This is a genomic window from Flagellimonas sp. 2504JD4-2 (genome assembly GCF_053642935.1).
In genome coordinates this window covers 1,400,491-1,425,273 of sequence record NZ_JBSIOV010000001.1, presented here as the reverse complement: position 1 = coordinate 1,425,273, position 24,783 = coordinate 1,400,491, and the positions used below count along the sequence as shown (strand labels likewise).

Annotated in this window: 17 protein-coding genes and 1 tRNA gene; all 18 read right to left on the bottom strand. The window is 40.3% G+C overall.

Annotated elements, in window-relative coordinates; all coding sequences use genetic code 11:
* Positions 1-205: 205 nt before the first annotated feature.
* Complete coding sequence (locus ACULLH_RS06360) at positions 206-2,431, bottom strand: glycosyl hydrolase family 95 catalytic domain-containing protein (RefSeq protein ID WP_454087884.1); 2,226 nt, start codon at positions 2,429-2,431, stop codon at positions 206-208.
* A gap of 113 nt (positions 2,432-2,544) precedes the next feature.
* The gene (locus ACULLH_RS06355) at positions 2,545-5,829 is read right to left on the bottom strand and encodes a VCBS repeat-containing protein (RefSeq protein WP_454087883.1); all 3,285 of its coding nucleotides are present in this window, start codon (positions 5,827-5,829) and stop codon (positions 2,545-2,547) included.
* Between the two features lie 1,230 nt (positions 5,830-7,059).
* Positions 7,060-8,268, bottom strand: a complete 1,209-nt coding sequence (locus ACULLH_RS06350) for a site-specific integrase (RefSeq protein WP_454087882.1) — start codon at positions 8,266-8,268, stop codon at positions 7,060-7,062.
* Positions 8,269-8,494: 226 nt separating this feature from the next.
* Positions 8,495-8,568 (bottom strand) — tRNA-Arg (locus ACULLH_RS06345).
* A gap of 5 nt (positions 8,569-8,573) precedes the next feature.
* Positions 8,574-9,026 carry a GatB/YqeY domain-containing protein gene (locus tag ACULLH_RS06340; RefSeq protein ID WP_454087881.1) on the bottom strand — a complete coding sequence of 151 codons (453 nt, stop codon included), beginning with the start codon at positions 9,024-9,026 and terminating at the stop codon, positions 8,574-8,576.
* 102 nt (positions 9,027-9,128) lie between these two features.
* Entirely contained in the window at positions 9,129-11,081 is a 1,953-nt protein-coding gene (gene ftsZ, locus ACULLH_RS06335) for a cell division protein FtsZ (protein ID WP_454087880.1), read from the bottom strand.
* Between the two features lie 30 nt (positions 11,082-11,111).
* On the bottom strand, positions 11,112-12,437 hold the full coding sequence (ftsA, locus tag ACULLH_RS06330) for a cell division protein FtsA (RefSeq protein WP_454087879.1): 1,326 nt from the start codon (positions 12,435-12,437) through the stop codon (positions 11,112-11,114).
* Between the two features lie 3 nt (positions 12,438-12,440).
* Positions 12,441-13,121 (bottom strand): cell division protein FtsQ/DivIB, encoded by a 681-nt coding sequence (locus ACULLH_RS06325; RefSeq protein ID WP_454087878.1) that lies wholly within the window; start codon positions 13,119-13,121, stop codon positions 12,441-12,443.
* Between the two features lie 28 nt (positions 13,122-13,149).
* Positions 13,150-14,502 (bottom strand): UDP-N-acetylmuramate--L-alanine ligase, encoded by a 1,353-nt coding sequence (murC, locus tag ACULLH_RS06320; protein WP_454087877.1) that lies wholly within the window; start codon positions 14,500-14,502, stop codon positions 13,150-13,152.
* A 9-nt stretch (positions 14,503-14,511) separates the two neighbouring features.
* The gene (murG, locus tag ACULLH_RS06315) at positions 14,512-15,627 is read right to left on the bottom strand and encodes an undecaprenyldiphospho-muramoylpentapeptide beta-N-acetylglucosaminyltransferase (RefSeq protein WP_454087876.1); all 1,116 of its coding nucleotides are present in this window, start codon (positions 15,625-15,627) and stop codon (positions 14,512-14,514) included.
* On the bottom strand, positions 15,614-16,822 hold the full coding sequence (locus ACULLH_RS06310) for an FtsW/RodA/SpoVE family cell cycle protein (RefSeq protein WP_454087875.1): 1,209 nt from the start codon (positions 16,820-16,822) through the stop codon (positions 15,614-15,616). The genes murG and ACULLH_RS06310 overlap by 14 nt, the downstream gene beginning before the upstream one ends.
* A gap of 11 nt (positions 16,823-16,833) precedes the next feature.
* On the bottom strand, positions 16,834-18,168 hold the full coding sequence (gene murD, locus ACULLH_RS06305) for a UDP-N-acetylmuramoyl-L-alanine--D-glutamate ligase (protein ID WP_454087874.1): 1,335 nt from the start codon (positions 18,166-18,168) through the stop codon (positions 16,834-16,836).
* On the bottom strand, positions 18,169-19,389 hold the full coding sequence (mraY, locus tag ACULLH_RS06300; protein WP_454087873.1) for a phospho-N-acetylmuramoyl-pentapeptide-transferase: 1,221 nt from the start codon (positions 19,387-19,389) through the stop codon (positions 18,169-18,171).
* An 8-nt stretch (positions 19,390-19,397) separates the two neighbouring features.
* Positions 19,398-20,861 carry a UDP-N-acetylmuramoyl-L-alanyl-D-glutamate--2,6-diaminopimelate ligase gene (locus tag ACULLH_RS06295; protein ID WP_454087872.1) on the bottom strand — a complete coding sequence of 488 codons (1,464 nt, stop codon included), beginning with the start codon at positions 20,859-20,861 and terminating at the stop codon, positions 19,398-19,400.
* Positions 20,858-22,867, bottom strand: a complete 2,010-nt coding sequence (locus ACULLH_RS06290; protein WP_454087871.1) for a penicillin-binding protein — start codon at positions 22,865-22,867, stop codon at positions 20,858-20,860. Before ACULLH_RS06290 ends, ACULLH_RS06295 begins: the two co-directional genes overlap by 4 nt.
* Positions 22,867-23,184: an FtsL-like putative cell division protein gene (locus ACULLH_RS06285; RefSeq protein WP_454087870.1), complete on the bottom strand. Its 318-nt coding sequence runs from the start codon at positions 23,182-23,184 to the stop codon at positions 22,867-22,869. The genes ACULLH_RS06290 and ACULLH_RS06285 overlap by 1 nt, the downstream gene beginning before the upstream one ends.
* A 12-nt stretch (positions 23,185-23,196) precedes the next feature.
* Positions 23,197-24,102, bottom strand: a complete 906-nt coding sequence (gene rsmH / locus ACULLH_RS06280) for a 16S rRNA (cytosine(1402)-N(4))-methyltransferase RsmH (RefSeq protein ID WP_454087961.1) — start codon at positions 24,100-24,102, stop codon at positions 23,197-23,199.
* Positions 24,095-24,550: a division/cell wall cluster transcriptional repressor MraZ gene (gene mraZ, locus ACULLH_RS06275; RefSeq protein WP_454087869.1), complete on the bottom strand. Its 456-nt coding sequence runs from the start codon at positions 24,548-24,550 to the stop codon at positions 24,095-24,097. Before mraZ ends, rsmH begins: the two co-directional genes overlap by 8 nt.
* Positions 24,551-24,783: the final 233 nt, after the last annotated feature.

Sequence of the window (24,783 nt, the reverse complement as noted above, 5' to 3'; positions counted from 1 at the left end):
AATATGCAGCCTTTATTAAGGGCGAAGCAATATTGTGTACAATTTCAACGCTAAACGTAGAGCTGCTCCCATTTCCAATTTAGTTCGTTTACATAATCAATTTCATATTTCGAAATTATATTTCTTACAAGATGAAATACTGATAAGCATAAGCACAATCAATGTTGATATAAATTGTACCACCTTAGTTTTCATGTCCTTCAACTTATTTGGACTTTATTTTTGAAGAGTTGGGAGCGGTTATGAAATATTTTTTTCCTGCTTGTGTTGGGAATATAAATTTATCACCTTCCTGGGTAACAGTTATTATGTTACCATCATCATCTTTCACAATTAAAATCTTACCAGCCCAAGGATTCAACATAGTACATGTTTTCCCTATTTTACTTTCTATAATCACGTTATTTACAACACTTTGATTTGATGATGCTGAAACAAGAAATGCGCCCTCAGCTCTGAAGTTTTCAAAAGAAACATTTTCCCAACTTGATGGTAATGCCGGGAATATTCGAATAATGCCGTTCCAACTTTGCAATAACATATAGGCAATGCTCTCTACTGCGGAAAGCGGAGTTTCAATTACCGCACCACCGCTTTCCTCGTACATAGTATTGGGCTGAAATAAATTATGCTCCCTTGATAAATTAAGTGTGGAAAGCGCTTTGTCTCCATTTCCTAAAGTTGCATACATTGGGCTGCCTAATGTAAAGGTATATCCTCCAAAGCCCTTTTCTTGGGTGAGTCTTTGCCAGCGATCAAGTGACTTTTCTATTAATTCAGTTTCATTTTTACCTTGATCAGGATTAATAATATGTAAAGGATATATACCAAGTAAATGTGCTGGATGCCTATGTCCAAAATTAAACCCTTGGTCCTTGTCTACACGTAAACCGTTAGCATCTGTAGGAAACTCGGTCAAATTATTTAATATGTCTTGCCAAATATGACTTTGTTCATCGTTTAGACTAAGTTCTTCATCCATATCCAGTAATGTTTGAAAAACCCATTTAGCGCCCATTAATCCATAATTAGTATCCTCATGCAACGCACCACCTCCAAGTTCCTCATACTCTGGAGACCTCGAATTAGCCAAATGATATTTACCATCGGCTCCCTTGTTTAAATTAGAAATAAAGAATACTGCATTATCCTTAAGCATAGAAAACAAAGATAATGCAATGGAATCTTCGCCTGAAAACTTCCAGTACTTCCAATACATTTGTAATACCCATGGCATGTTACCAAATTCATCTCCCCAATTACTCAAACCTTCATAAGTTGTTGAACGACCGACTGTAATTCCCACACCATTAGCATTTTCATTAAACGCACCCGATTTATAGATTCTGTCCATGCCATTTATAAATGAACGCCCAACACCTAGTTTATTTGCAGTATACATTGGCATATACGAAAGTTGCACATTTAAGTTCCACCAAACACCAGCCCATGCCGATTCAGTAATCCATGTGCCTTGAGTATCCATAATTAGATCGGAATCTTCAGCAGAAGCACTGGCGAACTTATATAATTGCAAATACCAGAACTTTTCCCAATACGGATCTTGTTCAATTTTTAGGTAACTCGATTGCATATATTTATTCCACCATTTGTGATGTCTTAAAGTAATAGCCTCATAGCCTTCAATCACTGCTGCCTGAACACGTTCAACAGCATCCGTTGTTGCTTTTATTGCAGCTTTACTCACATCCCTATCATCATTCGTGCCAATAGACACATATAGTATTTGCGTACCATCTTCTTTTTTTATTAGCTGAGAAGCAAGAACGTGAGCGCCACGACTTTTCATTTTGTTTATAACTAAATCAATATCACCTTGTTTGGTTAGTACTGGTTTTGGGGGTAAATGATTTGCATAAGCAGTTGCATCATTTTTTTCCAAATAAAACCTAGGCGTAATTCCCCATTCTTCACGAACACCTACTTTGGCATCAACTTCTCCATTTTCACCCTTTAGTTCTATAATAAATACGTTATGTTTACGGTCTGCAAAAGCCCGCCAATTTACAGTTCCTTTGTCTGTAGTTATTATTCCGTTTGTTTCACCATCAAAAATATTCATGCGCATATCGTTGTTGATCGAAGTTCCAGCTGGTGTAATAATAATATTTCCAGCATATACTTTAGAATCGCAATATTCAAAATCTGGAATGGTATAATGAGAAATAGCTTTATAATGAGCCAATAGCATTCTTAATCCATTAGGATTTATGGTGTCTTTCATAATCATTGCACCTTGAACGCCATCACCTATAAATGCTCCATTAAAAAAGTCTGAATCTACATTGTTGTTCCAAATTAAATCTTGTTTCGCAATAAATTTTTCCCAATTAACCGTTTGTGATTGACCAACGAAAGCAGAAAAACAGATTAGAATTTCCAACATTACTATTCTATAATACTTATTCATAATATTAATATTTAAATTATAGTAGATAGACCTTTGGACAATAACCAATAATTTATTTATTCCCAATTGCCATTAAGCAATGGTTTTGATTGCACTAGGCCTTATCTGATTAATCAATCAAAATGGTTGGTCAAAAAAAAAGTTAAGTCATCATTGTTATTTGATATGAGAATATGGGTTTTACCATTAATAATAATTTTATTGATGCTTCTTGAGTTTTTGTCCAGATGAAAATTCGTGGCAGCTATTGATTCTAACTTTCCATTTCTATTTAAAAGAACATAGCCAGAGTTTGCATCATATCTTATTGTTTCTACTTCTGCCTCATGGATGGCTCCGACACCCACTATATCCATAAAACCATCGTTGTTCAAATCAATAATTTCAAAATCTAAAGTAGGACCCTTTTGGGCCAGGTTTGGCAAGGTGACTAGTTCAAAACCTCTTTTCTCATGGTTTAGCAACAGACAAGAATTCAGATTTTTTACTGTGGCATGATAACTTTCATTCAATATTTCAGTTCCATAAATATCTTGTATTGTAGAATTGGCAAAGGCCTTGTATGATTTAAATTTTTGATTTATGAAAGGGGTCTGTTCCATTGAACATTCCTTGCCCCGAGTAGGCACCAATTTTCCCTTGTATTCCTTGCTCAAAAACATATCAAATGTTCTGTTATCGTCCAAATAACCGGCATATATATGCAATGGTTTTTCAACTGTTGGATGAAACTTATTGTTTTTTCCCAAATTTCCGATCAGGTAGTCATCATCACCATCATTGTCGATATCAACTACCTCGATAGACTGCCACCAACCTTGCGTGTCTTTCAAACTGTGGACGGGCAAAAGGGTGAATTTTCCCTCGTCATTTTCAAATATGGATATTGCCATCCACTCTCCCACCACTATCAAATCTTTGTCGCCATCTTTATCCATGTCAGAAAAGGCCATGTCTGTTACCATTCCGATATCCTTAAATTGGGGAGCAACTTTTTGTGTTACCTCTTTGAATATTCCATCATTGTTTACCAAAATATATGACTTCGGTGGTAGGGGGTACTTTTTTGGCTCTAACCGTCCACCGATGAATAAATCCAAATCCCCATCATTGTCATAGTCAAAAGAAGTTACTTTTTTGGTTGGAGTTAACATTTTAGGCAAGCCCTCGGTCTTTGTAAAATTACCTTGTCCATCATTTTTAAACAATTGGTCTTGAAGTTGTTGGCCATTTTCCTGGAATTCATAACTGCCGTTAGCAGTATATAGATCAAGGTCGCCATCGTTGTCATAATCAAATAAATGCATTCCTATGGTTTCCGACGCTTTTTCAATATCAAAACCGTGGTTCACGAGTTTTTTAAATGTTCCGTCTTTCAGCTGCGTATAAGCTGTGGTGGCCTGTTTTTTGGCGCCACTGATTATCAAATCATCCAATTCATCCCCATTGATATCGGCATTTACAATAGCGGGGCCTAGTTGTGAAAACTTCTGGGGCAACAGCACCTGATCTTTGAAATCGTCATAGACAACCTCGGAATGCGTAAAATCAATCCCATAGTCTGCAGAATTGACTTCAGTAAAAATTTGCTTCATTTTTTCTTTTACATGTGAGGGTGCTCTTATGGCATTCTTTTGGTTCATGACCAACAACCGATTAGCCTTTTGATTCTTCAAAATAGAAACGGTGCTATCCGGCCAGACTACTGTTATGGCCGAAATGTCTTCTTGGGTTCCAACCCCAAAATGAAGGGCATCCTTCATAGCAGACTGATACCCACGTACAAAGTAATTTTCCTTAATCTGCTGTTCCTCTCCATTTTTAATTTTAACCTTAGCCCCAACAGCATCAACATTCTTGGCATTGCCAATGAGTTTTATTTTAATGTAGTTCGATGTGGCCCTGTTTTTAAAGATGGCCGCTTCGTCTGATGAATTGTTGAGCACTAAGTCTAAATCTCCGTCATTGTCCAAATCGCCATAAGCAACGCTATTGGAATTCATGGGAACATCTATGCCCCATTCTTTTGAAGTGTTGCCGAACTCTAAATTACCTAGGTTCTGAAACATATAATTGCTCATTTTTTCACCCGGCATCACTTCTTCCAACGCTTCGATGCCCATACTCGGGTTGGCCATTACCATGCTTCGAAGATTTCTTCTAAAATCTTGATTTCCCAAATCTTTTTCAATACCATTGCTTACGAAAAGGTCTTTGTTACCGTCATTGTCAAAATCCGCAATCAATGGAGCCCAGCTCCAATCCGTTTTGGAAATACCCATCAATTGGGCCACTTGGTCAAAATTTCCATTTCCTTGATTCAACTGCATCACATTTGTCATGTAGGAGTGGTGGTAATTGTTTTCCACCATATACCAGAAACCTCGACTATCCATAGTGGCCATATTTTCCTTACTTCTAAGATGATCATCGGCGAGCATATCCAAAACGGCCAAATCCGGCAAAAGGTCATTGTTGATATCGGCATAATCTGAGCCCATGCTGTTATAGGAGATATGGTCAAAAACCTCTAGCACCTTGTCCGTAAAAGTCCCATCTTTATTATTGATATAAAGATGGTCTGGTTGTATGAAATCATTAGCCACGTAAATATCAGGCCAACCATCTTCATCGAAGTCCCCAATACTGGCACTCAACCCCCATGTTTTGTTTTTTAGCCCGGCTTTCTCGGTAACATTTGTAAAGGTATGGCCATCATTTCTAAATAATTGGTCAGAAAATTCATCTACATAAACTATGGTTTCCTTTTTGTCCACCTTTCTCACATTGTTGAAATCAGAGCGATGGTTTACCAAGTATATGTCCAGGTCGCCATCCTTGTCGTAATCCAAAAAATAGGACTGAATGGAAAAACCAGCATAGTCCAATCCCCAACTCTCGGCCTCTTCCTTGAAAATCGCGTCTCCCTGATTGACAAACAGTTTGTTTTTTCTTAGATAGGGATTGTTTAAGGAACCAGATTTGCACACGTAGATATCCAGAAGACCATCATTGTTGATGTCGATAACACTGACACCGGTGGACCAGCCTTCTTCATCAGCGACCCCAGCTTGCTTGGTAACATCTTTAAATTCAAAATCACCTTTGTTCAGGTATAGCTTATTTGTGGTTTGGTTGCTTGTTAAATAAATGTCCAGAAGACCATCATTGTTATAATCACCAAGTGCAACACCTCCACCGTTGAAAATGTCAAGGTAGTTTATAAAATTGAAGGCCTTGGTTTGCCGAATGGTATTCGTGAAGTCAATCTTGGTTTTGGAACTAGGAAGCAGTTCAAACAGAGGTTGTTGCCTATCTTCATTACACTGTTTGTTCCTTGTATCACTGCACCCAGCTAAAACAAGATAGAAAATAAGCCAAATGTATGTTTTCTTCATGTTGATGAATAATGGAGCAAGATACATCATGTGTACTTTGATAATATTCAAAATCCTATCACAAATGTTGCAAAATGAAATATGGATGTTGTATTTAACAAACCAAGAAGGTTTTTATACCTAAAAATGCAAATGCAGGTACTGCTTTACCACATAGTAATCATCTTGTAAGTTTCAGTCATTTTGCATGTAAACCATAAGATTTCCATTCGGAAAAAAATTGGATATACACTGGGAGATTGTCCATCCAATATAGCGTGATAGCTGTAGCTACTTTATTGTTTATATAGATGTTTTTGGCCAAAGTCCTTTGACAATGGGTGCGTTAATGCATGGTGATCAGGTACAGTGATGATTTAAGCGATGTGGCAATGGTCGTTTTTGACGGTTACACCGAATCAGAATATGGTAAATTTCACCCATGAGTTTTATGGACTGCGATTCCCTTGGCCGTTATACTCTCACTCTTATTTGCCGGACCGGATCTGAGTCAAAGCAGGAAAATCATTTATACTTACACCACTCATGGCCAACAACGTGCTCAATGAAAAGCCCTAGTCCAGTTTCTCTAAATTTAATCCATATTTTCTTTTTTGTCTTAAACCACTTTTTTTGTTTTAATCTAACTTGCTCCGCACCCTATGCCATCGATTCTTTTTACGAAACGGAATCACATCCGTATGGCCAAAAGCTATGATTAACCTGTACACTTGTTATGAAAATGTGATTCCATTCCCTTAGATAGCTCACGTTGTTCTGTGTAACGGGCTTCTCTACTTTTTGCAATAAATTTTTTGTAACAGCACTTTTGAATTTTCATCAACTTCCGACGTAAGTTTTTCTTTTAAGAATCTTTAAATTCTTTGTAGGCCAACATAAGTATATGCCAAAACTATTCAGTTTTTATAGGGATTTACAGAGTTTTTACACCTGAAAGATGTAATACCACAAAAATAACCAACTACCTAAAATCACTTAATTTATCGATGTATGAAGCAAAACTTAGACCCCATAGTAACGCTTTAGCATGTTACCTTCTCGCTATTCAAACTTTACGAGTTTCTCAACTAAACTCTAAATACTTTTGAAATGTACTATTTAAGAAAAAAATTAGATTGAATTTTACTTTACACCTATCTATCTGGATGTAACAAAAACCTAGCGCAAAACATGCGCAAAAGTCTAGCGTAAGTAGTTGGGGACTCTCTTATTTTATGGATTCATTTCCTTTCAATATTTACCCATAATAAGTTTCATGTCATTAAGTAACTTCTTATCAATCACCTTGGCGTATATCTGGGTCGTCTTTAAAGAAGAATGACCTAGCATTTTACTAACTGATTCTATGGGAACCCCATTCGCCAGGGTAACCGTTGTAGCAAAAGTATGTCTTGACAAATGAAAGGTTAACTTCTTATCTATATTGCAAAATATGGCAATCTCCTTTAGGTAGACATTCAACTTTTGGTTACTGATTACGGGAAGAAGTTTACCCTCTCTAGTATTTAAATATCCATTGTACTTTTTTAGGATTTCTTCTGCTACTGGAAGTAGCGGAACGCGGCTTTTAATATTGGTTTTTGAGCGATTGATTTTTATCCATTTTTCACCGTTCATATCCAGTACTATATGGTTGTTAGACAATTTTTCAACATCGATATAGGATAGTCCCGTAAAGCAGCAGAAGACAAATACATCTCTAACGTGTTCCAATCTTGGATTGGGCATATCGATTTCCATCAAAATCTTCAGTTCCCTTTCGTTTAGCATATCCCTTTCCACTATCTTCCATTTTGCCTTCCAGTGGTAAAAAGGGTCTTTGCCTATCCAGTCATTGGCATAGCAGATGCGCATTATCTTTTTTAGGTTGGTGACATATTTAGTCACGGTATTCTGCCCACATGACCTGAGGTTGGTTTTTAGGAAATGCTCAAAACGTTTGATGAAGTTCAAATCCACATCTTTAACATTGATATCAGCATAGCCATACTCTTTGAAAATAAACGATTTTAAATGCCGAGCTGTCCTTTGGTGTCTTTGATAGGCACCCGAGGAGAACTCCGTTCCAACCAATTCGGAAATCTCTTTGTTATGGTTGCTATAGATAATTAGCAGCGTTTTATGTCGTGTACTTTTACCCTGAAACACCCTCTTTATCATTTGGGCGGTATAATGCTTTCCATCCTTAACGAAGTTTCCTTGAATTTGATACAATCGAGCGCGCACATCCTCTAAGAACCTATTCAGCTCACGATTGGATGTCTTAGAGTTTTTGGCGCGTCCAGAACCAGTATTCCAATCCTCAACTTTAATTTTCCGATGGACACTTGTTTCTGCTCGTTTTCCGTTAACCGTAATTCTGAGATAGATAGTGCTGTTACCATTTTTATCAGGAGAATTTTTCCTGATATAGAACAAAATGGAGAAGGAATCGTTCATTTTCTTAAGCTTTTAGTTATTTAATTTCAACCAACTTTTTGCTTAAAAACTGAACCTCAATTTTTTAACATACCATCACCCTCTTTTTTGCGAATACCAAAAAGTACGCACCGAATCACTCACCAAACAGGGTGGTTCTATATGATATCAAACGATATTTATTAAACCGAAAAAGTCCATAAATCATTGATTTACAGACTTTTTGAATTTAATTGATAAATCTAAGTGACCACGGTAGGATTCAAACCTACGACCGCTGGAGCCGAAATCCAGTGCTCTATTCAGCTGAGCTACGTGGCCTTTTATTATGAACTTAACTTTGCTTTTACGATGGTCGAAATGGTCTTTCCATCAGCCTGACCGGCCAATTCCTTGGAAACTATACCCATTACCTTACCCATATCTTGCATTCCCGAAGCTCCAATCGAATCAATGGTCTGTACCACCACTTTTTCAATTTCTTCTTCCGTAAGCTGTTCCGGTAAAAACTTTTCAATTACTGCAACTTGGGCCAATTCAGGCGCCGCAAGGTCATCCCTTCCTTGTTCCTTGAAAATGGCCGCACTGTCTTTCCGCTGCTTTACCAACTTCTGAACCAGTTTTACTTCATCCGCATCGGAAAGCTCTCCGCCACCGCCTTTATCCGTCTTAGCCAACAAAATTGCCGATTTAATGGCTCGCAACGATTCCAAGGCAACAGTATCCTTAGCTTTCATCGCAGCTTTCATCTCTGCCATTACTTGTTCTTGCAAACTCATTTTCTCTTTATTTTGGGCTGCGAAGATAAAAAATAAACCCGAAAGTTTTTCAACTAACGGGTTTAGGTTTTCCATTAAAAAATGGAGTCAATTTAAACACTACTAATCAACATTATCGTGCAAGAATGAGTTATTGGAACGCAATTGTAAATCATCGTTGCTATCCTCACTCAAAGTGGTCCTAGAGACCTTCTGTTCTTGTGGCGTATCATCCAAATCCACCCCTTGCCTTTTATAGGCAGGCTGCTTCTCTATTTCGTCAATGCTATTTCTGTTGTTCTGAAATTTATAATTGAAGTTCTTCAACTTCTTTCTGCGCTCATCAGCCCGGTCCTTCAACATATCGTTGATTGAGCTGTTAAATGGATCTACATTTCCTGAAGCATCCTGGTTTTCTGATGAAGCTTCCGTCTTGATGGTTTTCTTTTCAAAAACCAATTCATCCTCCACCAATTTGGGCTCATGGGTTTCCGCAACAGATCTAGCGCCTGTCAGCTGGGTTTCAAGCTCCATGTATTCTTCAAGGTTGTATCGCGTCTCTCCTTCCTTTTTGTATTCCAAGACCGGTTTTACCTCAACATACTCATTCACATCAATATCCTTAACCGTATCATCAAGATTGAAAGTGATGGTATGTTCTTTTTCCTCATCTTCCGGATTGGCATTCAAAGGCATATCAAAACTCAATGCAAACTGGTCTTCCGCAGCATTGGGAGAAACAACTTCAGGTTCAACAACCTCAATGTCGTTTAAAATGCTTTTAGCTTCGATAATCACAAAGTCATCCTCTACATTCTCCGGAACTACTTCTTCATAAAAGACATTAAAGTTTCTGATATATTTCGTAGTGGGAATAAGGTCTGATTCCTCCGCTTTCGGCTTTACCTCCTCTACCTCTTCCATTTCTAGGGTATGTCGAACCACCTCAGGCTCAGGTTCTACCGGAGTTTTTTCGATTTTGATATCTTGGACCGAAGTGGTTTCAGTTGTCAGTTCTTGCTCTGCCGTTTGCTCGTCTTCAAGTGTATAAAACACCTTTTTGGTCTCGGTGTTTACAATATCATCCTGTTGGTCAATATTGAAACCGGTTGCGATTACGGTTACCGCAATGGCATCACCCAAGTTTTCGTCTTCCCCAACACCCATGATGATGTTTGCACCATGGCCTGCCTCTATCTGAATGTAATCATTGATTTCACCTATTTCATCGATAGTGATTTCCTGCGAACCTGAAACAATGAGCAACAACACATTTTTAGCACCATTTATCTTGTTGTCATTCAATAAGGGGGAATCCAACGCCTTTGCAATGGCTTCTCCCGCCCTTGCTGAGCCGGAAGCAGTAGCGGATCCCATAATGGCAGTACCACTGTTGGAAAGTACTGTTTTTGCATCCCTAAGGTCAATATTTTGAGTATAATGATGGGTTATAACTTCTGCAATACCCCTCGCTGCCGTTGCCAACACCTCATCTGCCTTGGAAAAGCCGGCCTTGAACCCCAAATTACCGTATACTTCGCGAAGTTTATTGTTATTGATTACAATTAAGGAATCCACATTGGCCCTTAACTTTTCGATACCCGCCTGAGCCTGCTTGTTTCGCATGGCACCCTCAAATTGAAAAGGTATCGTAACGATTCCGACAGTAAGAATATCCATCTCTCTGGCCACCTTGGCAATAACGGGGGCTGCACCTGTTCCTGTTCCCCCACCCATACCTGCGGTGATAAAGGCCATTTTGGTGGTGTTTTCCAACATCACCTTGATATCTTCCATACTCTCGAGAGCGGCTTGTTCGCCAACCTCGGGATTGGCTCCTGCGCCAAGTCCCTCAGTCAATGAAACGCCCAATTGTATTTTGTTGGGGACCGCACTGTTCTGTAATGCCTGTGCATCTGTATTGCAGATTACGAAGTCAACTCCGTTAATCCCGGCCTGGAACATGTGGTTTATGGCATTACTACCTCCACCTCCAACGCCAATTACTTTTATCACGTTGCTTTTGTTCTTTGGAAGATCAAAACCAATATTGTCAAATTCGGTGCTATTACTCATGACAGTTTTTTGTTTGTTGTTTAGGGGTTATTATTCTGCATTGTCCAAGAAATCCTTCAATTTCTCAGACCACTTGTCAAAAATTGATTTTCTAGGTGATGTCTGCGTACCTGCAGCCTGACCTGCTGTGCTTTCTTGTCCAACCAAGATTTCCTCCTCTTCCTGTTCCATTTCGCTTTCCAAAACGTTGTCGGTTTTGGTTTCCAAAGCATTCATCAACAATCCTACTGCCGTAGCATATAATGGGCTGGCCACTTCTTCATCTGAATCTCCGGCCAAATGCTCGTTGGGATAACCGATGCGGGTATCCATTCCAGTGATGTATTCCACCAATTGTTTCAGGTGTTTCAATTGGCTTCCTCCTCCGGTAAGAACGATTCCAGCAATCAGCTTTTTCTTCTGATCCTCATGTCCGTAGTTTTTGATTTCAACATACACCTGCTCAATGATCTCAACGACACGGGCATGGATTATTTTGGACAGATTCTTTAGGGTAATCTCTTTGGGCTCACGACCTCTTAACCCGGGAATGGAAACAATCTCGTTATCCTTGTTTTCACCCGGCCAGGCAGACCCAAATTTTATCTTCAACAGTTCAGCCTGCTTTTCGATAATGGAGCAGCCTTCTTTAATATCCTCGGTAATCACGTTACCTCCGAAAGGAATTACGGAGGTATGACGGATTATTCCATCTTTAAATATGGCCAAATCGGTAGTTCCACCACCTATATCGATTAAAGCAACACCTGCTTCTTTTTCTTCTTGACTCAAAACCGCTTCGGCAGATGCCAGTGGCTCCAAAGTGATGTTCCCAAGGTCCAGTCCAGCACTTTTGATGCAGCGACCGATATTTTTTATGGAGGATACCTGACCCACAACCACATGGAAATTGGCCTCCAAACGACCGCCATACATTCCCTTCGGTTCTTTTATTTCAGATTGTCCATCCACTTTATACTCCTGTGGCAACACATGGATAATTTCTTCTCCTGGAAGCATCACCAATTTGTAAACTTGGTTGCATAGTTTTTCCAAATCATCATCATTAATGACCTCTTCAGAGTTTGGTCTGGTGATGTAATCGCTATGCTGAAGGCTTCTGATATGTTGGCCCGCTATACCCACGACAACCGAACCAATCTTTAATCCTGCATCAACTTCTGCCTGCTCTACAGCTTGCTGAATTGAGGAAATAGTCTGGGTGATATTATTGACCACTCCACGGTGAACTCCTAGGCTCTTGGATTTACCAGTGCCCAAAATCTCAATTTTACCGTATTCATTTTCCCTACCAATGATCGCTACGATCTTGGTAGTTCCAATGTCCAATCCAACTGAATATTTACTTTGTTCCATATCTTAAATTTTGGTACAAACCACTTGATTGTCAAATTCTAAACTCACAACAGCGTATTTCTCCAAGGAATTATCCTTGGTTGCTTTTGCATAAAACGCCATAAAATTTTTGAACTTCTCATTGAGGTTCTCCACCCCTCCCAAATTCACCACAAAGTTTTCCAATCGAAACTTTAGTTGATATTTTCCTTCTTCCTCAATATGAATGCCGATAACATTTTTCCGCAAAAAATCATCCTCGTTTATATAATTGAGAATTGTATAGGCATCCTCCAAGGTTTTACCCGTGATTTGGCCCGTAATAATGGGAACCCTAGCAGAATGATTCTTGGAAAGTGGCATACGCTCTCCTAAATCATCCAAATAAAATTTAGAGACTCCCTCTATTCTCCCAATCGGTTTACGCTGAACAATCTTAGATATAAGTTCTCCATTTACAGTAAGATAGACTTGGGCTTGTTTCACCATATCGTTAGTCAGAATTACCTTCTCTATGGTATTCAAAGCTAATCCTTCTTTGGGCCTATTTTTTAGGCTCCCATAATTTTGTATTAACAATTTATTAACTGAGGCTTCAGTTAAATATAAACTGTTGTCTCCCAAAAAATTAATGGAGATATCTGTGATCTTTTTCTGCTTGCTCCTGTAATCGGAAAAGCCGTAAAGTCCGATTACAACCATCATCAAAAGGATTAATTTGATAGCATTCCAATTAACTCGCATAGGCCAATTCTTTTTTGATTTTTGGCACTTCCAATCCAATATCTCCTGCACCCATAGTGACCAAAACTCCAGTTTTACTATATTTTATTTCCTCAATAAGATTTGATTTTGAAACCAATTTCTTTTTGGGGTTGTTTATTTTATCCAAAAGCCAGGTTGATGTCACCCCTTCAATGGGTTCTTCACGTGCCGGGTAAATCTCCATCAATAGAATCGCATCAAACTTGGAAAGGCTTGAGGCAAACTCATCGGCAAAATCCTTTGTTCTTGAAAACAAATGGGGTTGAAAAACCACAGTAATCTCATCCCCTGGATGCATTTCCCTGACCGCATCATATACTGCATTGATTTCCGTAGGATGATGTGCATAATCGTCGATAAAGACAAAATCCTTTTCCTTCAACTGATACGAAAACCTGCGCTGCACGCCCTTGAACGTACCCAAAGCTTTAGCTAGGCGGTGGGGCGGGGTCCCTGTTTGCACCGCCATGGCAAAAGCAGCTAATCCATTGAGCAAATTGTGCCTTCCAGGCTTGTTGAAACGTACCTGTTTCAATACTTCGGAAGGAGTGATCAAATCAAATATGTAGGTACCACGTTCAATTGAAATATTTTCTATACAATAATCGGCATCGTCCTCAATGCCGTAGGTGTATCCCGCTATAGGCAATCCCTTTCGAACAAAAAGTAATCCTTCGGGTTTTATTTTTTTCGTGAAATCGACAAAGGACTGCTTTAAGGCCGTATCCGTGCCATAGATATCCAAATGATCAGCATCCATAGAGGTGATGCACGCAACATTGGGCGACAACTGTAAAAAAGAACGGTCAAATTCATCTGCTTCCACAACAGAATATTCGGTTCCATCCAGTACAAAATTGCTATTGAAATCCTCTGAAATACCCCCTAAAAATGCCGTCAACGGTGTTCCTGTTTCCTTTAGGATATGAGCCAAAATACAAGATGTAGTGGTCTTCCCATGTGTTCCTGCCACCGCAAAGCAAAAAGTGTCTTTGGTGATAATGCCCAATACTTCGGAACGCTTTTTCACCTCAAAACCATTATCTCTGAAAAATTGCAGTTGCGAATGTGATCCGGGTACCGCGGGAGTAAAAACCACCAATGTGTTTTCTGTGTTTTTGAAAGATTCCGGAATCAAATCCAAATCGTCCTCAAAATGAACGTTTATGCCATTTTCAACCAATTCATCGGTGATTGGGGTCTTGGTTTTGTCGTACCCCACTACTTGCTTTCCAACAAAACTGAAATAACGTGCCAGTGCGGACATACCAATACCTCCGATACCAATAAAGAAGACGTTATGTATGCTTTTCAAGTTCAAAACTTAAGTCTAAAGTTTACGTTCATTTTGATCTTTGCTTTTCAGCAACTTTTCAATTTCATCAACAATGTGTTCTGTTGCCCTAGGCAAAGCCAACTTTTGGATGTTCGCTCCCAACGAAGCTTGTAATTCGTTAGAATTCATGAGTTTCAAAAAAGTCGCTTCAAATTCTTCATCCAGTTTGCTTTCCTTCAACAATATGGCAGCGTCCTTTGCCACCAATGCCATTGCGTTTTTGGTTTGGTGGTCCTCAGCCACATTGGGCGAGGGAATAAAAATCGTAGGCTTTCCAACCAAACAAAGCTCGGATACCGACCCTGCTCCTGCCCTTGATATTATCACATCTGCCGCGGCATAGGCATGGTCCATTTTATTTAGAAATGCCTTTACCTTGACGCCATCAGCATCGTACTTCTTATAATCTTCGTGATACAGCTTACCGCATTGCCACAGCAACTGAATTCCCGCTTCTTCGAAAAATTCGAGCTCCTTTTCAATCAATTGGTTGATTCTTCGTGCTCCAAGACTTCCTCCGATAATCAGGACCGTCTTTTTTTCCGGATTCAGTCCAAAAAATTGAAGGGCTTCAGACTGACCAACCTTAAGACTGACCAAATCGGAGCGTACCGGATTCCCAGTCTTGATTATTTTTTCCTTTGGAAAAAACTTTTCCATCCCGTCATAGGCCACGCAAATAGTTTTGGCCTTAGCTGCCAATAATTTGTTCGTGATGCCCGCAAATGAATTTTGTTCCTGAAGCACACATGGGATTCCCTTGCTGGCCGCCATCTTTAACAATGGACCGCTGGCAAATCCCCCAGTGCCAATGGCTGCATCGGGTCGAAACTTTCTTACTATGTTGCGTGCTCTGAACAAACTACTTATCAGTTTTACTGGAAACATGAGATTTTTCAATGTCAGTTTCCGTTGCAATCCGCTTATCCACAGACCTTCGATTTTAAAGCCAGCCTGCGGTACCTTTTCCATTTCCATCTTATCCTTCGCCCCAACGAATAAAAACTCCGCTTCTGGATGCCTCCTTTTTAACTCATTGGCTATGGCTATCGCCGGATAAATATGTCCTCCCGTACCTCCTCCAGAAAGTATAAACCTATAACTGCCCACTTAATACTTCTAAAGGATTGGTTTCATCTATATCATAGGATTCCTCCTCCAAATTCTCTTTTTTGTTGCTTGCGCTCAATACAATTCCTATCGCCATACAGGTCATCCAAATGGATGTACCCCCCATGCTTATCAATGGCAATGGTTGTCCGGTTACCGGAAACAGTTGCACCACTACGGCCATATTGATAAAAGCTTGAAAAACGATCGGCAGCCCCACTCCTATCACCAAAAGTTTAGAAAAAATGGTCTTCGCCGAATTTGCCACTACCACAATCCGAAAAAGTAATAACAGATAGAAAAATAGCAGGGCACCACCTCCCAACAGTCCATATTCCTCAATAATGATGGCAAAAATGAAATCTGACGTACTCTGCGAAAGCATGTTTTTTATCACGCTCTTTCCGGCGCCTTTGCCTACAACTCCACCCTCTGCAATGGCAATCTTTGCCAAGGTCAATTGGTGCAAGTCGTCTTTTCCAGCTTTTTCAGGGCTCCAGAAGGTTTCAATTCTTGATTTCCAAGTAGTGGCCCTTTCCCCAGGAATAACCTCAGGAGTTTTAAACACCACAAACAAGAACATCGATGCCAGAACCAAACCAACTCCGACGATACTGAACAAATATTTTAAAGGATATCCTCCCAAAAAGCAGAGCACTAGTACCAAAATACAGATAATGGCCGCTGTGGAAAAGTTTTCGGGTAAAATCAGCAACACCACTAAAGCTGTTGGTAGCCAAAGCGGCAAAATGCTTTCTTTAAAGGTAATGGACACGTCCTTGATCTTGGTCAAATAACGGGCAATCCAAATCATTAATACAACCGAAGCCAAGGTCGAGGTTTGAAAATTGACCCCAACAAACGGAATCTTAATCCATCTGTTTGCAGTTACGCCTCCAATTTTGGTCTCTACGGTTAAAGTATAGGCCAACAGAATGAGTACAATGGGCAGGGCAATGATGGAAAGCCCTTTGAAATAATGTGTGGGTATGCGATGGACCGCGTAGATTATCCCGAAACCGAGAAATAGCAATACGGCATGCTTCACCAAATGCCCAATCGTTGTACCGTCGTCATTTACATAGACCAAATTGGTACTGGCACTGTAAACAGGTAAAAATGAGAAAAGTGCCAATAGGGCCACTACGCCCCAAATGGCTTTATCACCTTTCAAATTTTTAAATACTGCCAACACCTTATCGCTATTTATAGATTTTTTACTGCTGCCTTAAACTGATCGCCCCTATCCTCATAATTTTCAAAAAGGTCGAAGCTTGCACATGCCGGCGAAAGCAATACGGAATCTCCTCTTTCCGAAATCTTGTAAGCCACTTTTATGGCCTCCTCCATGGAATAGGTCTCCACCATTAGGTCTATCACATTGCCAAATGCGTCCTTCAATTTGGTATTATCCATTCCCAAGCAGATAATTGCCTTTACTTTTTCACGAACCAAGGGCATCAATTCTGAATAGTCGTTCCCCTTATCAACTCCCCCCGCAATCCACACAATGGGTTTTTTAATGCCATCAAGGGCATAATATGTGGCGTTCACATTGGTCGCCTTGGAATCGTTTACGTATTCCACATGATTAATTTTCAGCACCTGCTCCAATCGATGCGGGACGCCTTGGAAGGTTTGGATACTTTTACGGATAGTTTCCTTCCTCACGTTTACCAAAAGTGCCGCTAAACCTGCTGCCATGGTATTTTTTACGTTGTGCTGCCCTTGAAGGGCCAAAATATCTGTACTCATTTCCAAGGTTTTATGTTCTACGTTCATTTTTATTGTTGCATTATCCAGCCAAGCCCCTTGTTCTCGCTTTTCCCTTAAGGAAAAAGGAATCAATTTGGATTGAACAGGATGTTTTTTTAACCAATTTTGAATCACTTCATCGTCCGCATCATATATCAGGTAATCGTTCCCGTTCTGATTCATGGCAATTCGAAATTTTGAAGCGATATATTTTTCAAACTGATAATCATATCGATCTAAATGATCTGGTGTGATGTTGGTCAGAATGGCGATATGCGGTTTGAAATCCCTTATCCCATCCAGCTGAAAGCTGCTTATTTCCAACACATACTCATCAAAATCATTTTCGGCCACCATCTTCGCATAGCTATCACCAATGTTGCCCGCTATACCAACATGTAAACCACCATCTTTTAACAAATGATGAGTCAGCATGGTTGTTGTGGTCTTACCGTTGCTTCCGGTGATTCCAATCAAGGTTGCATCTGTATATTTCGAAGCAAACTCAATCTCAGAAATCACTGGAATGCCCTTTTCCGCCAACTGTTGCACCAATGGCACCTTATCCGGAATACCAGGGCTCTTCATTACCACATCGGCATTCATAATCAAGGATTCTGTATGCTTACCAGATTCCCATTCAATCTCAAAATGTTTAAGAACTTCGCTGTACTCTTTTTTTATTTCCCCTTTGTCCGAGACAAAGACTTCAAATCCTTTTTTCTTGCCCAAAATGGCCGTTCCAACGCCACTTTCACCTCCACCAAGAATCACCAAGCGAGCCATTTACCTGATCTTAAGTGTCACAATACTGACAATGGCCAATAGAATACCTATAATCCAGAATCGCGTGACTATTTTGCTCTCGTGATATAATTTCTTTTGATAATGATGATGCAAGGGCGCCATTAAAAAAAGACGCTTTCCTTTACCATATTTCTTTTTTGTCCTTTTGAAATAACTGACCTGTAGCATTACTGAAAGGGTTTCAGCAAAGAAGATTCCGCACAACAATGGAATCAACAATTCTTTTCTTACGATAATGGCAATGACGGCAATTACCCCGCCTATGGTAAGGCTTCCGGTATCTCCCATAAACACCTGAGCCGGATAGGCATTGTACCAAAGAAATCCGACCAGGGCCCCAACAAATGCAGCTAAAAAGACCACAAGCTCTTCCACTCTTGGCAGGTAAAAAATGTCCAAATAATCTGAAAATTGAATGTTTCCCGAAACCCAGGCAAATATTGCCAACGCCATTGCAATTATTGCTGAAGAACCCGCTGCCAGACCGTCTATTCCATCCGTTAGATTGGCACCATTGGACACCGCAGTAATAATAAAAATCACCACAGGGATAAAGATCAACCATGCATATTCGACCATTCCTTCGCCCGCCCAAGAAATCCAATCGGCATAATCAAGTTCGTTATCCTTCATAAATGGCACGTTCGTCTTGACCGCTTTCATTTCCTGTCCAAAAACCTCCTCAACCCTAAAGTCCTCAGTGATTCGCGTAGTATCTTTTTCCTTGATGGTAACTTGTGGATGGAAATACAGGATGGAACCTACAATCAAACCCAATCCGACCTGACCCATTATTTTAAATCTACCTTTGAGTCCTTCCTTGTCTTTTTTAAAGATTTTAATATAATCGTCAATAAAGCCAATGATCCCCATCCAAATGGTGGTTATGATCAGAAGAATGACATAGATGTTCTTAATGTCCGCAAACAACAACACCGGTAAGAGTGTGGACATGATAATGATCAGACCTCCCATGGTAGGAGTTCCTGCTTTTTGTTTTTGACCTTCCAGACCCAAATCGCGAATACTCTCCCCGATTTGCTTTTTTTGCAGAAAGCGGATAATTCGTTTACCGTAAACCATAGCAATCAGAAGAGATAACAGCACCGCCATAGCCGCCCTAAAGGTCAAAAAACCAAAAAGACCCGCTCCTGGCAGTTGATATTGTTTCTCTAAATACTCGAACAAGTAATACAGCATGGACTACATTATTTATTTAAATCGGACAAAGCCGCTTTTACTTCTTTAAAATCATCAAAATCGACCCTTACACCATTGGTTTCCTGATAGGTTTCATGCCCTTTACCCGCCACCAATATGATGTCGTTGGCCAAAGCCAATTTGCAAGCTGTTTTGATCGCTTGTTTTCTGTTTTCAATGGCCAACACCTTTTTGGAATTGTGGGGTTCCACCCCTGCCTCCATTTCTTCAATAATTGTTGAAGGAGGTTCAGTTCTCGGGTTATCGGATGTAAAAATGGCCTGATTGCTCATTTCGGATGCGATATGACCCATAACCGGACGCTTAGACTTATCACGGTCACCACCACACCCCACTACGGTGATGACGTTTTCATTTCCAGTCCTCAATGCATTGATGGTTATCAACACATTTTTTAACGCGTCCGGAGTATGGGCATAATCAACAATTGCCGTTATTTTATTTTTTGATATGTAATATTGAAACCTGCCATCAACATTCTCCAGCTCACTGATTAGTTTTAGGGTCTCCATTTTTTCAAGACCAAGAATATCCGCAGTAGCATAAATGGCCAACAGGTTGTAAGCATTAAAATCGCCTATCAGTTTGGACCAAAGCTCATTGTCATCAATCTTCAAAAGCTGTCCGTTGAACTGCTTCTCCAAAATTTGGGCTCTAAAATCAGCATAGGTCTTTAAAGCATAGGTCAGTTTCCTAGCTTTTGTATTTTGAAGCATTACCAACCCATTTTTATCATCGATATTGCTCAGGGCAAATGCCGTTTTGGGCAAGTCATCAAATAGTTTTTTCTTGGTATCCCGGTACTCAGCGAAAGTTTTGTGGTAATCCAAATGATCATGGGATAGATTCGTGAAAATTGCTCCCTCAAAATGTAGGCTCTCCGATCTTTTTTGATGGATTCCATGCGAGCTCACCTCCATAAAGCAAAATTCCACCCCTTCTTGGTTCATTTGGGATAGGTACTCATTAATTGTAAGTACGTCCGGAGTTGTATGGGTTGCTGGATGCTCGGTATCGTCCACCATGACTTTTATGGTGGAAATCAATCCAACTTTGAATCCTGCTTTTTTGAACAGACGATACAACAGTGTACTCACAGTAGTTTTACCGTTGGTTCCAGTAATACCTACCAGTTTGAGGTTCTTGGAAGGATTATCATAAAAATTGGCCGCGATAGTAGCCAAGGCGCTATTACTGTTTGGTACTTTTAGATAGGTGACCCCATTGACCAAAATCTCGGGCAACTCCTCGCACACCACAGCTTTGGCTCCAGATTCCACAGCTTTTTCAATGTATTTATGCCCATCCGTTATCAAACCACGGATAGCCACAAAAATGTCGTCCATCTCCACCTTTCTAGAATCGAAATGGACGTTGTTGATTAATACATTGGTATCACCACTTACAGCCCTAAGACTTACTTTATACAATATGTCTTTCAATAGCTTCATGAAAGTTCCAGCACAATTTTTTTGACTTGATCAATATTCGTTCCCTGGTCTACGGATTGCTTTTTAACCTTTCCATTGCCTCTAACCTCGACTTGCAGGCCTAAATTTTCCAATAGGGAAACCGCATCCATACCACACATTCCTTTTACATTGGGTACTTGCGCATATTGCTTCTGGGCATTTGCATAGTACCTCTCGTATTTTTCCTTCAATTCATCTTCGTTCAAAGCTTTCCCTTCAACTTCGTCAACCGTAGGTGAAGTGGTATATATTTTTTGGGCCATCGATTTGAAAACAGGCCCCGAAACATCAGCACCGTAGTAGCCCACGCTCTTATCTGGCTCGTGGATTACCACAATACAGGAGTATTTTGGATTATCAGCAGGGAAATACCCAGCGAAAGATGAGATATATGCCATCTTATCGGGGTCTTTGGCAACATAATTCTTTTGGGTGGTTCCAGTTTTTCCAGCCATGGAGAAACTTTTGGAGTATAGACCGTTGCCGGTTCCATAATCCTTTTCAACCACCTCTTTCAGTAATTGCCGAACTTTGCTTACGGTCTCTTTGGAACAAATGGATGGATTTACAACTTCCTTGTCAAATTTCTTCAAGACTTTACTTCCCTCACGCACAGCCTTAATCAATCTAGGTTTAACAAATTCACCATCGTTTGCGATGGCATTGTAGAATGCTAGAGTCTGCATTGGTGTCATGGACACTTCGTATCCGTGGGACATCCATCCAAGGGAAATACCCGACCATCCTTTGTCACCAGGATAACGTATCACAGGTTTTCCCTCACCAATTATTGGCAATCCCAATTTTTTATGAAGGCCCATATTCATCAGACGGTCGACGAACTTTTCAGGGTTCTCCTTATAATTTTCATGAATAATCTTGGCGAATGCCGTGTTTGAAGAGACTGCGAATGCATGGGAGGCCGATATTTTACCATATCCTCCCCATTTTGAATCCTTTACAACGCGATCATAAATGCGGTACCTTCCTTTTTCTGTATCAATTACAGTGCTCGTATCAATAACCTTGTCTTCAAGCGCTGCCACCATGGACATCAACTTAAAAGTTGAGCCGGGCTCATGCGATTCGCCAACAGCGTAATTCAGTTTTTCATAATATTTTCCTTCTGAAGTACGACCCAAATTGGAAATAGCCTTGATCTCTCCTGTTGCGGTTTCCATGACAACCACGCAGCCATGGTCTGCATTGTATTTTTCAAGCTGTGCCAAAAGTTCGTGATGGGCTATATCCTGGATATTTATGTCGATAGTGGACACTACATCCAACCCATCTTGAGGTTCGACAATGTTGTCCAGACCGACAGGCTTCCATTGACCTTTTGCTATTTTCTGTTTTAGACGCTTGCCTTCCTTCCCCCTCAAATACTGCTCTCCAAAAGCGCCATCAAGTCCTACCCGGGTATAGTAACCGTTTTCATCCACACGCTCATATCCAATACTCCTGGCAGCCATCTTACCCAAAGGGTATTCCCTGACCACGCGATGGGTTTCAATAAAACCACCTTTGTACGGGCCCAGTTTGAACAATGGAAATTGTTTTATCCGGACATAATCCAGGTAATCCACATTCCTAGCGACAAGTTTATATCGGTTTCCGTTGGCCCTTGCCTTTCTGAAGAGTTGTCTGTAATAGGACGAAGGCCGATCAAAAAGATTCCCCAACGAATCGGATAGCACTGCTACATTATTTTGAAAGTTTTCTTCGGATACCGTTTTCGCATCAAATCGAATCTCGTACTTGGGTACGGATGCCGCCAACAAACTTCCGTCGTCGGAATACAGGTTACCGCGATTGGGCTCGATCGTGAACATTTTTTCGGTTTTGTTCAACGCCAATTCCTTATAGTCCTCACCCTTGATCATCTGGATATCCACCAGTTTCACCACTACGCAAATAGCGAAGACCAGCAGACCCCCTGCAACCAAGTAAAGTCTGTTCATGATATTTTTTTCGGTGATCGCCACTACCTACTCGATTTAACCTTTATTTTTTGCGGAGGAATTTTAGACGGCTTTAGCCCTTCAACCGCGACAGTTTGCCGCAGGGTGGACTCCAACTTCATTTGTTGAACCATGGACCGATGCTCGAAGAATTCACTTTTTAGTTTTCTGACTTCTTCGCTCAAGGCCGCAATTTCGTGCACTTTCTTGTCAGCATTATGGCTACTGGAAATCATCATAGCCGCCAAGAAGGAGGCAAAAAGCAAAAACATCCAGTTTTTGGGAGCGTCTCCGCTCACCAAAAACTTTCCTTTTAATAGATCCAGTATTCCCTTTTTCATTTTTGTGTTCGGTTATTTTATGCGTTCGGCTATGCGGAGTTTTGCGCTCCTAGCCCGATTATTTCTTGCTACTTCTTCTGCTGATGGGACTATCAATCCTCCGACCTTTTTTAATGGCACATCAATGTTTCCATAAAAATCCTTTTCGGCCTCGCCCTCAAATCTCCCTGCTCTAATGAACCGCTTGACCAAGCGATCTTCCAAGGAATGGTAGCTTATCAAGCTTAACCTGCCCCCTTCCTTTAAAACTTCGGGCACTTGGAGCAAAAATGCTTTGAGCACTTCAATTTCTTGATTGACCTCAATCCGAATGGCCTGATAGATTTGCGCCAGAATCTTGTTCTCCTTCATTTTTGGTAAAAACCTGCCCAAAACCTTCTTCAAATCATCTGTGGTTTTTATCACGCCTTCTTCCCTAGATTCGACTATTGTTTTTGCCATGGCGTTCGCATTTCGCAATTCACCATATTGAAACAATACGGAAGCCAAGTCTTTTTGAGCGTATGCATTGACCACTTCATAGGCGGACAATTCATTGTTTCTGTTCATCCGCATATCCAAATCCGCATTAAAACGAATGGAAAACCCTCTGTCCGCTTCATCGAATTGATGCGAGGAAACCCCAAAATCCGCTAAGATTCCATCAACTTTCCGAATGCCATAGAACTTTAAATATTGTTTGAGAAATTGAAAATTTTGATTGATCAGCTGAAATCGTTCATCATCAATTGCATTTACCAATGCATCCTCATCTTGATCAAAGGCAATCAACCTGCCCTCACTTCCCAATCTTTTCAAAATCTCTTTGGAATGCCCTCCACCACCAAAGGTGACATCCACGTACACACCATTTTCTTTGATATCCAACCCATCCACCGACTCTTGGAGCAATACCGGGTTGTGGTACTCGCTAGTCATCGACATCAAAAATCTCCTCGGCTAAATCGGCATAATCCTTCTCACCTTCCGCCAAGACCGCTTCATACTTATCCTTGTTCCAGATTTCTATCTTATCAAAAACCGCATTGAGCACAACTTCTTTTCCAATTTCCGCATAAGTGACCAAGTTCTTTGGAATCTGCAACCTCCCTGTATCTCCATCAATAGCAACCTCCTGCATACCGGCCACAAAGTTTCTGACGAAGGCATCGTACTTTCGATTGATCTTGCTTTTCTTCATGACCTTTTGCATCAAAACATCGAATTCCTCCTTCGGATACAACTCCAAACATTGTTGGAAAACCGATCGTTTGATCACAAAGCCCTCTTTCAAAACAGGCAACAACTGATTCTTCAAGGATATGGGCAGAATCACCCTACCTTTGGCATCAGCTTTACAATTATGTTGTCCTATGATATGGGTCACTAGAAATCAATTGGTTAAGAATAATAACTCAAATATATAGATTTTATTTCCACATTTCTCCACTAAAAGACACATTGTTGATAAATTTTCCACTTTTCACTGCAAATAATCACGTTTCGTGCTTAAAAATGACAGCCTGTTTGTTTTTGATTTTTAGGACACTAGAATTGGATAAAAAATTCATGCCCTCCAATGGAAGTAATACGAAAAATGGTGTGATATGAATTGCCTAT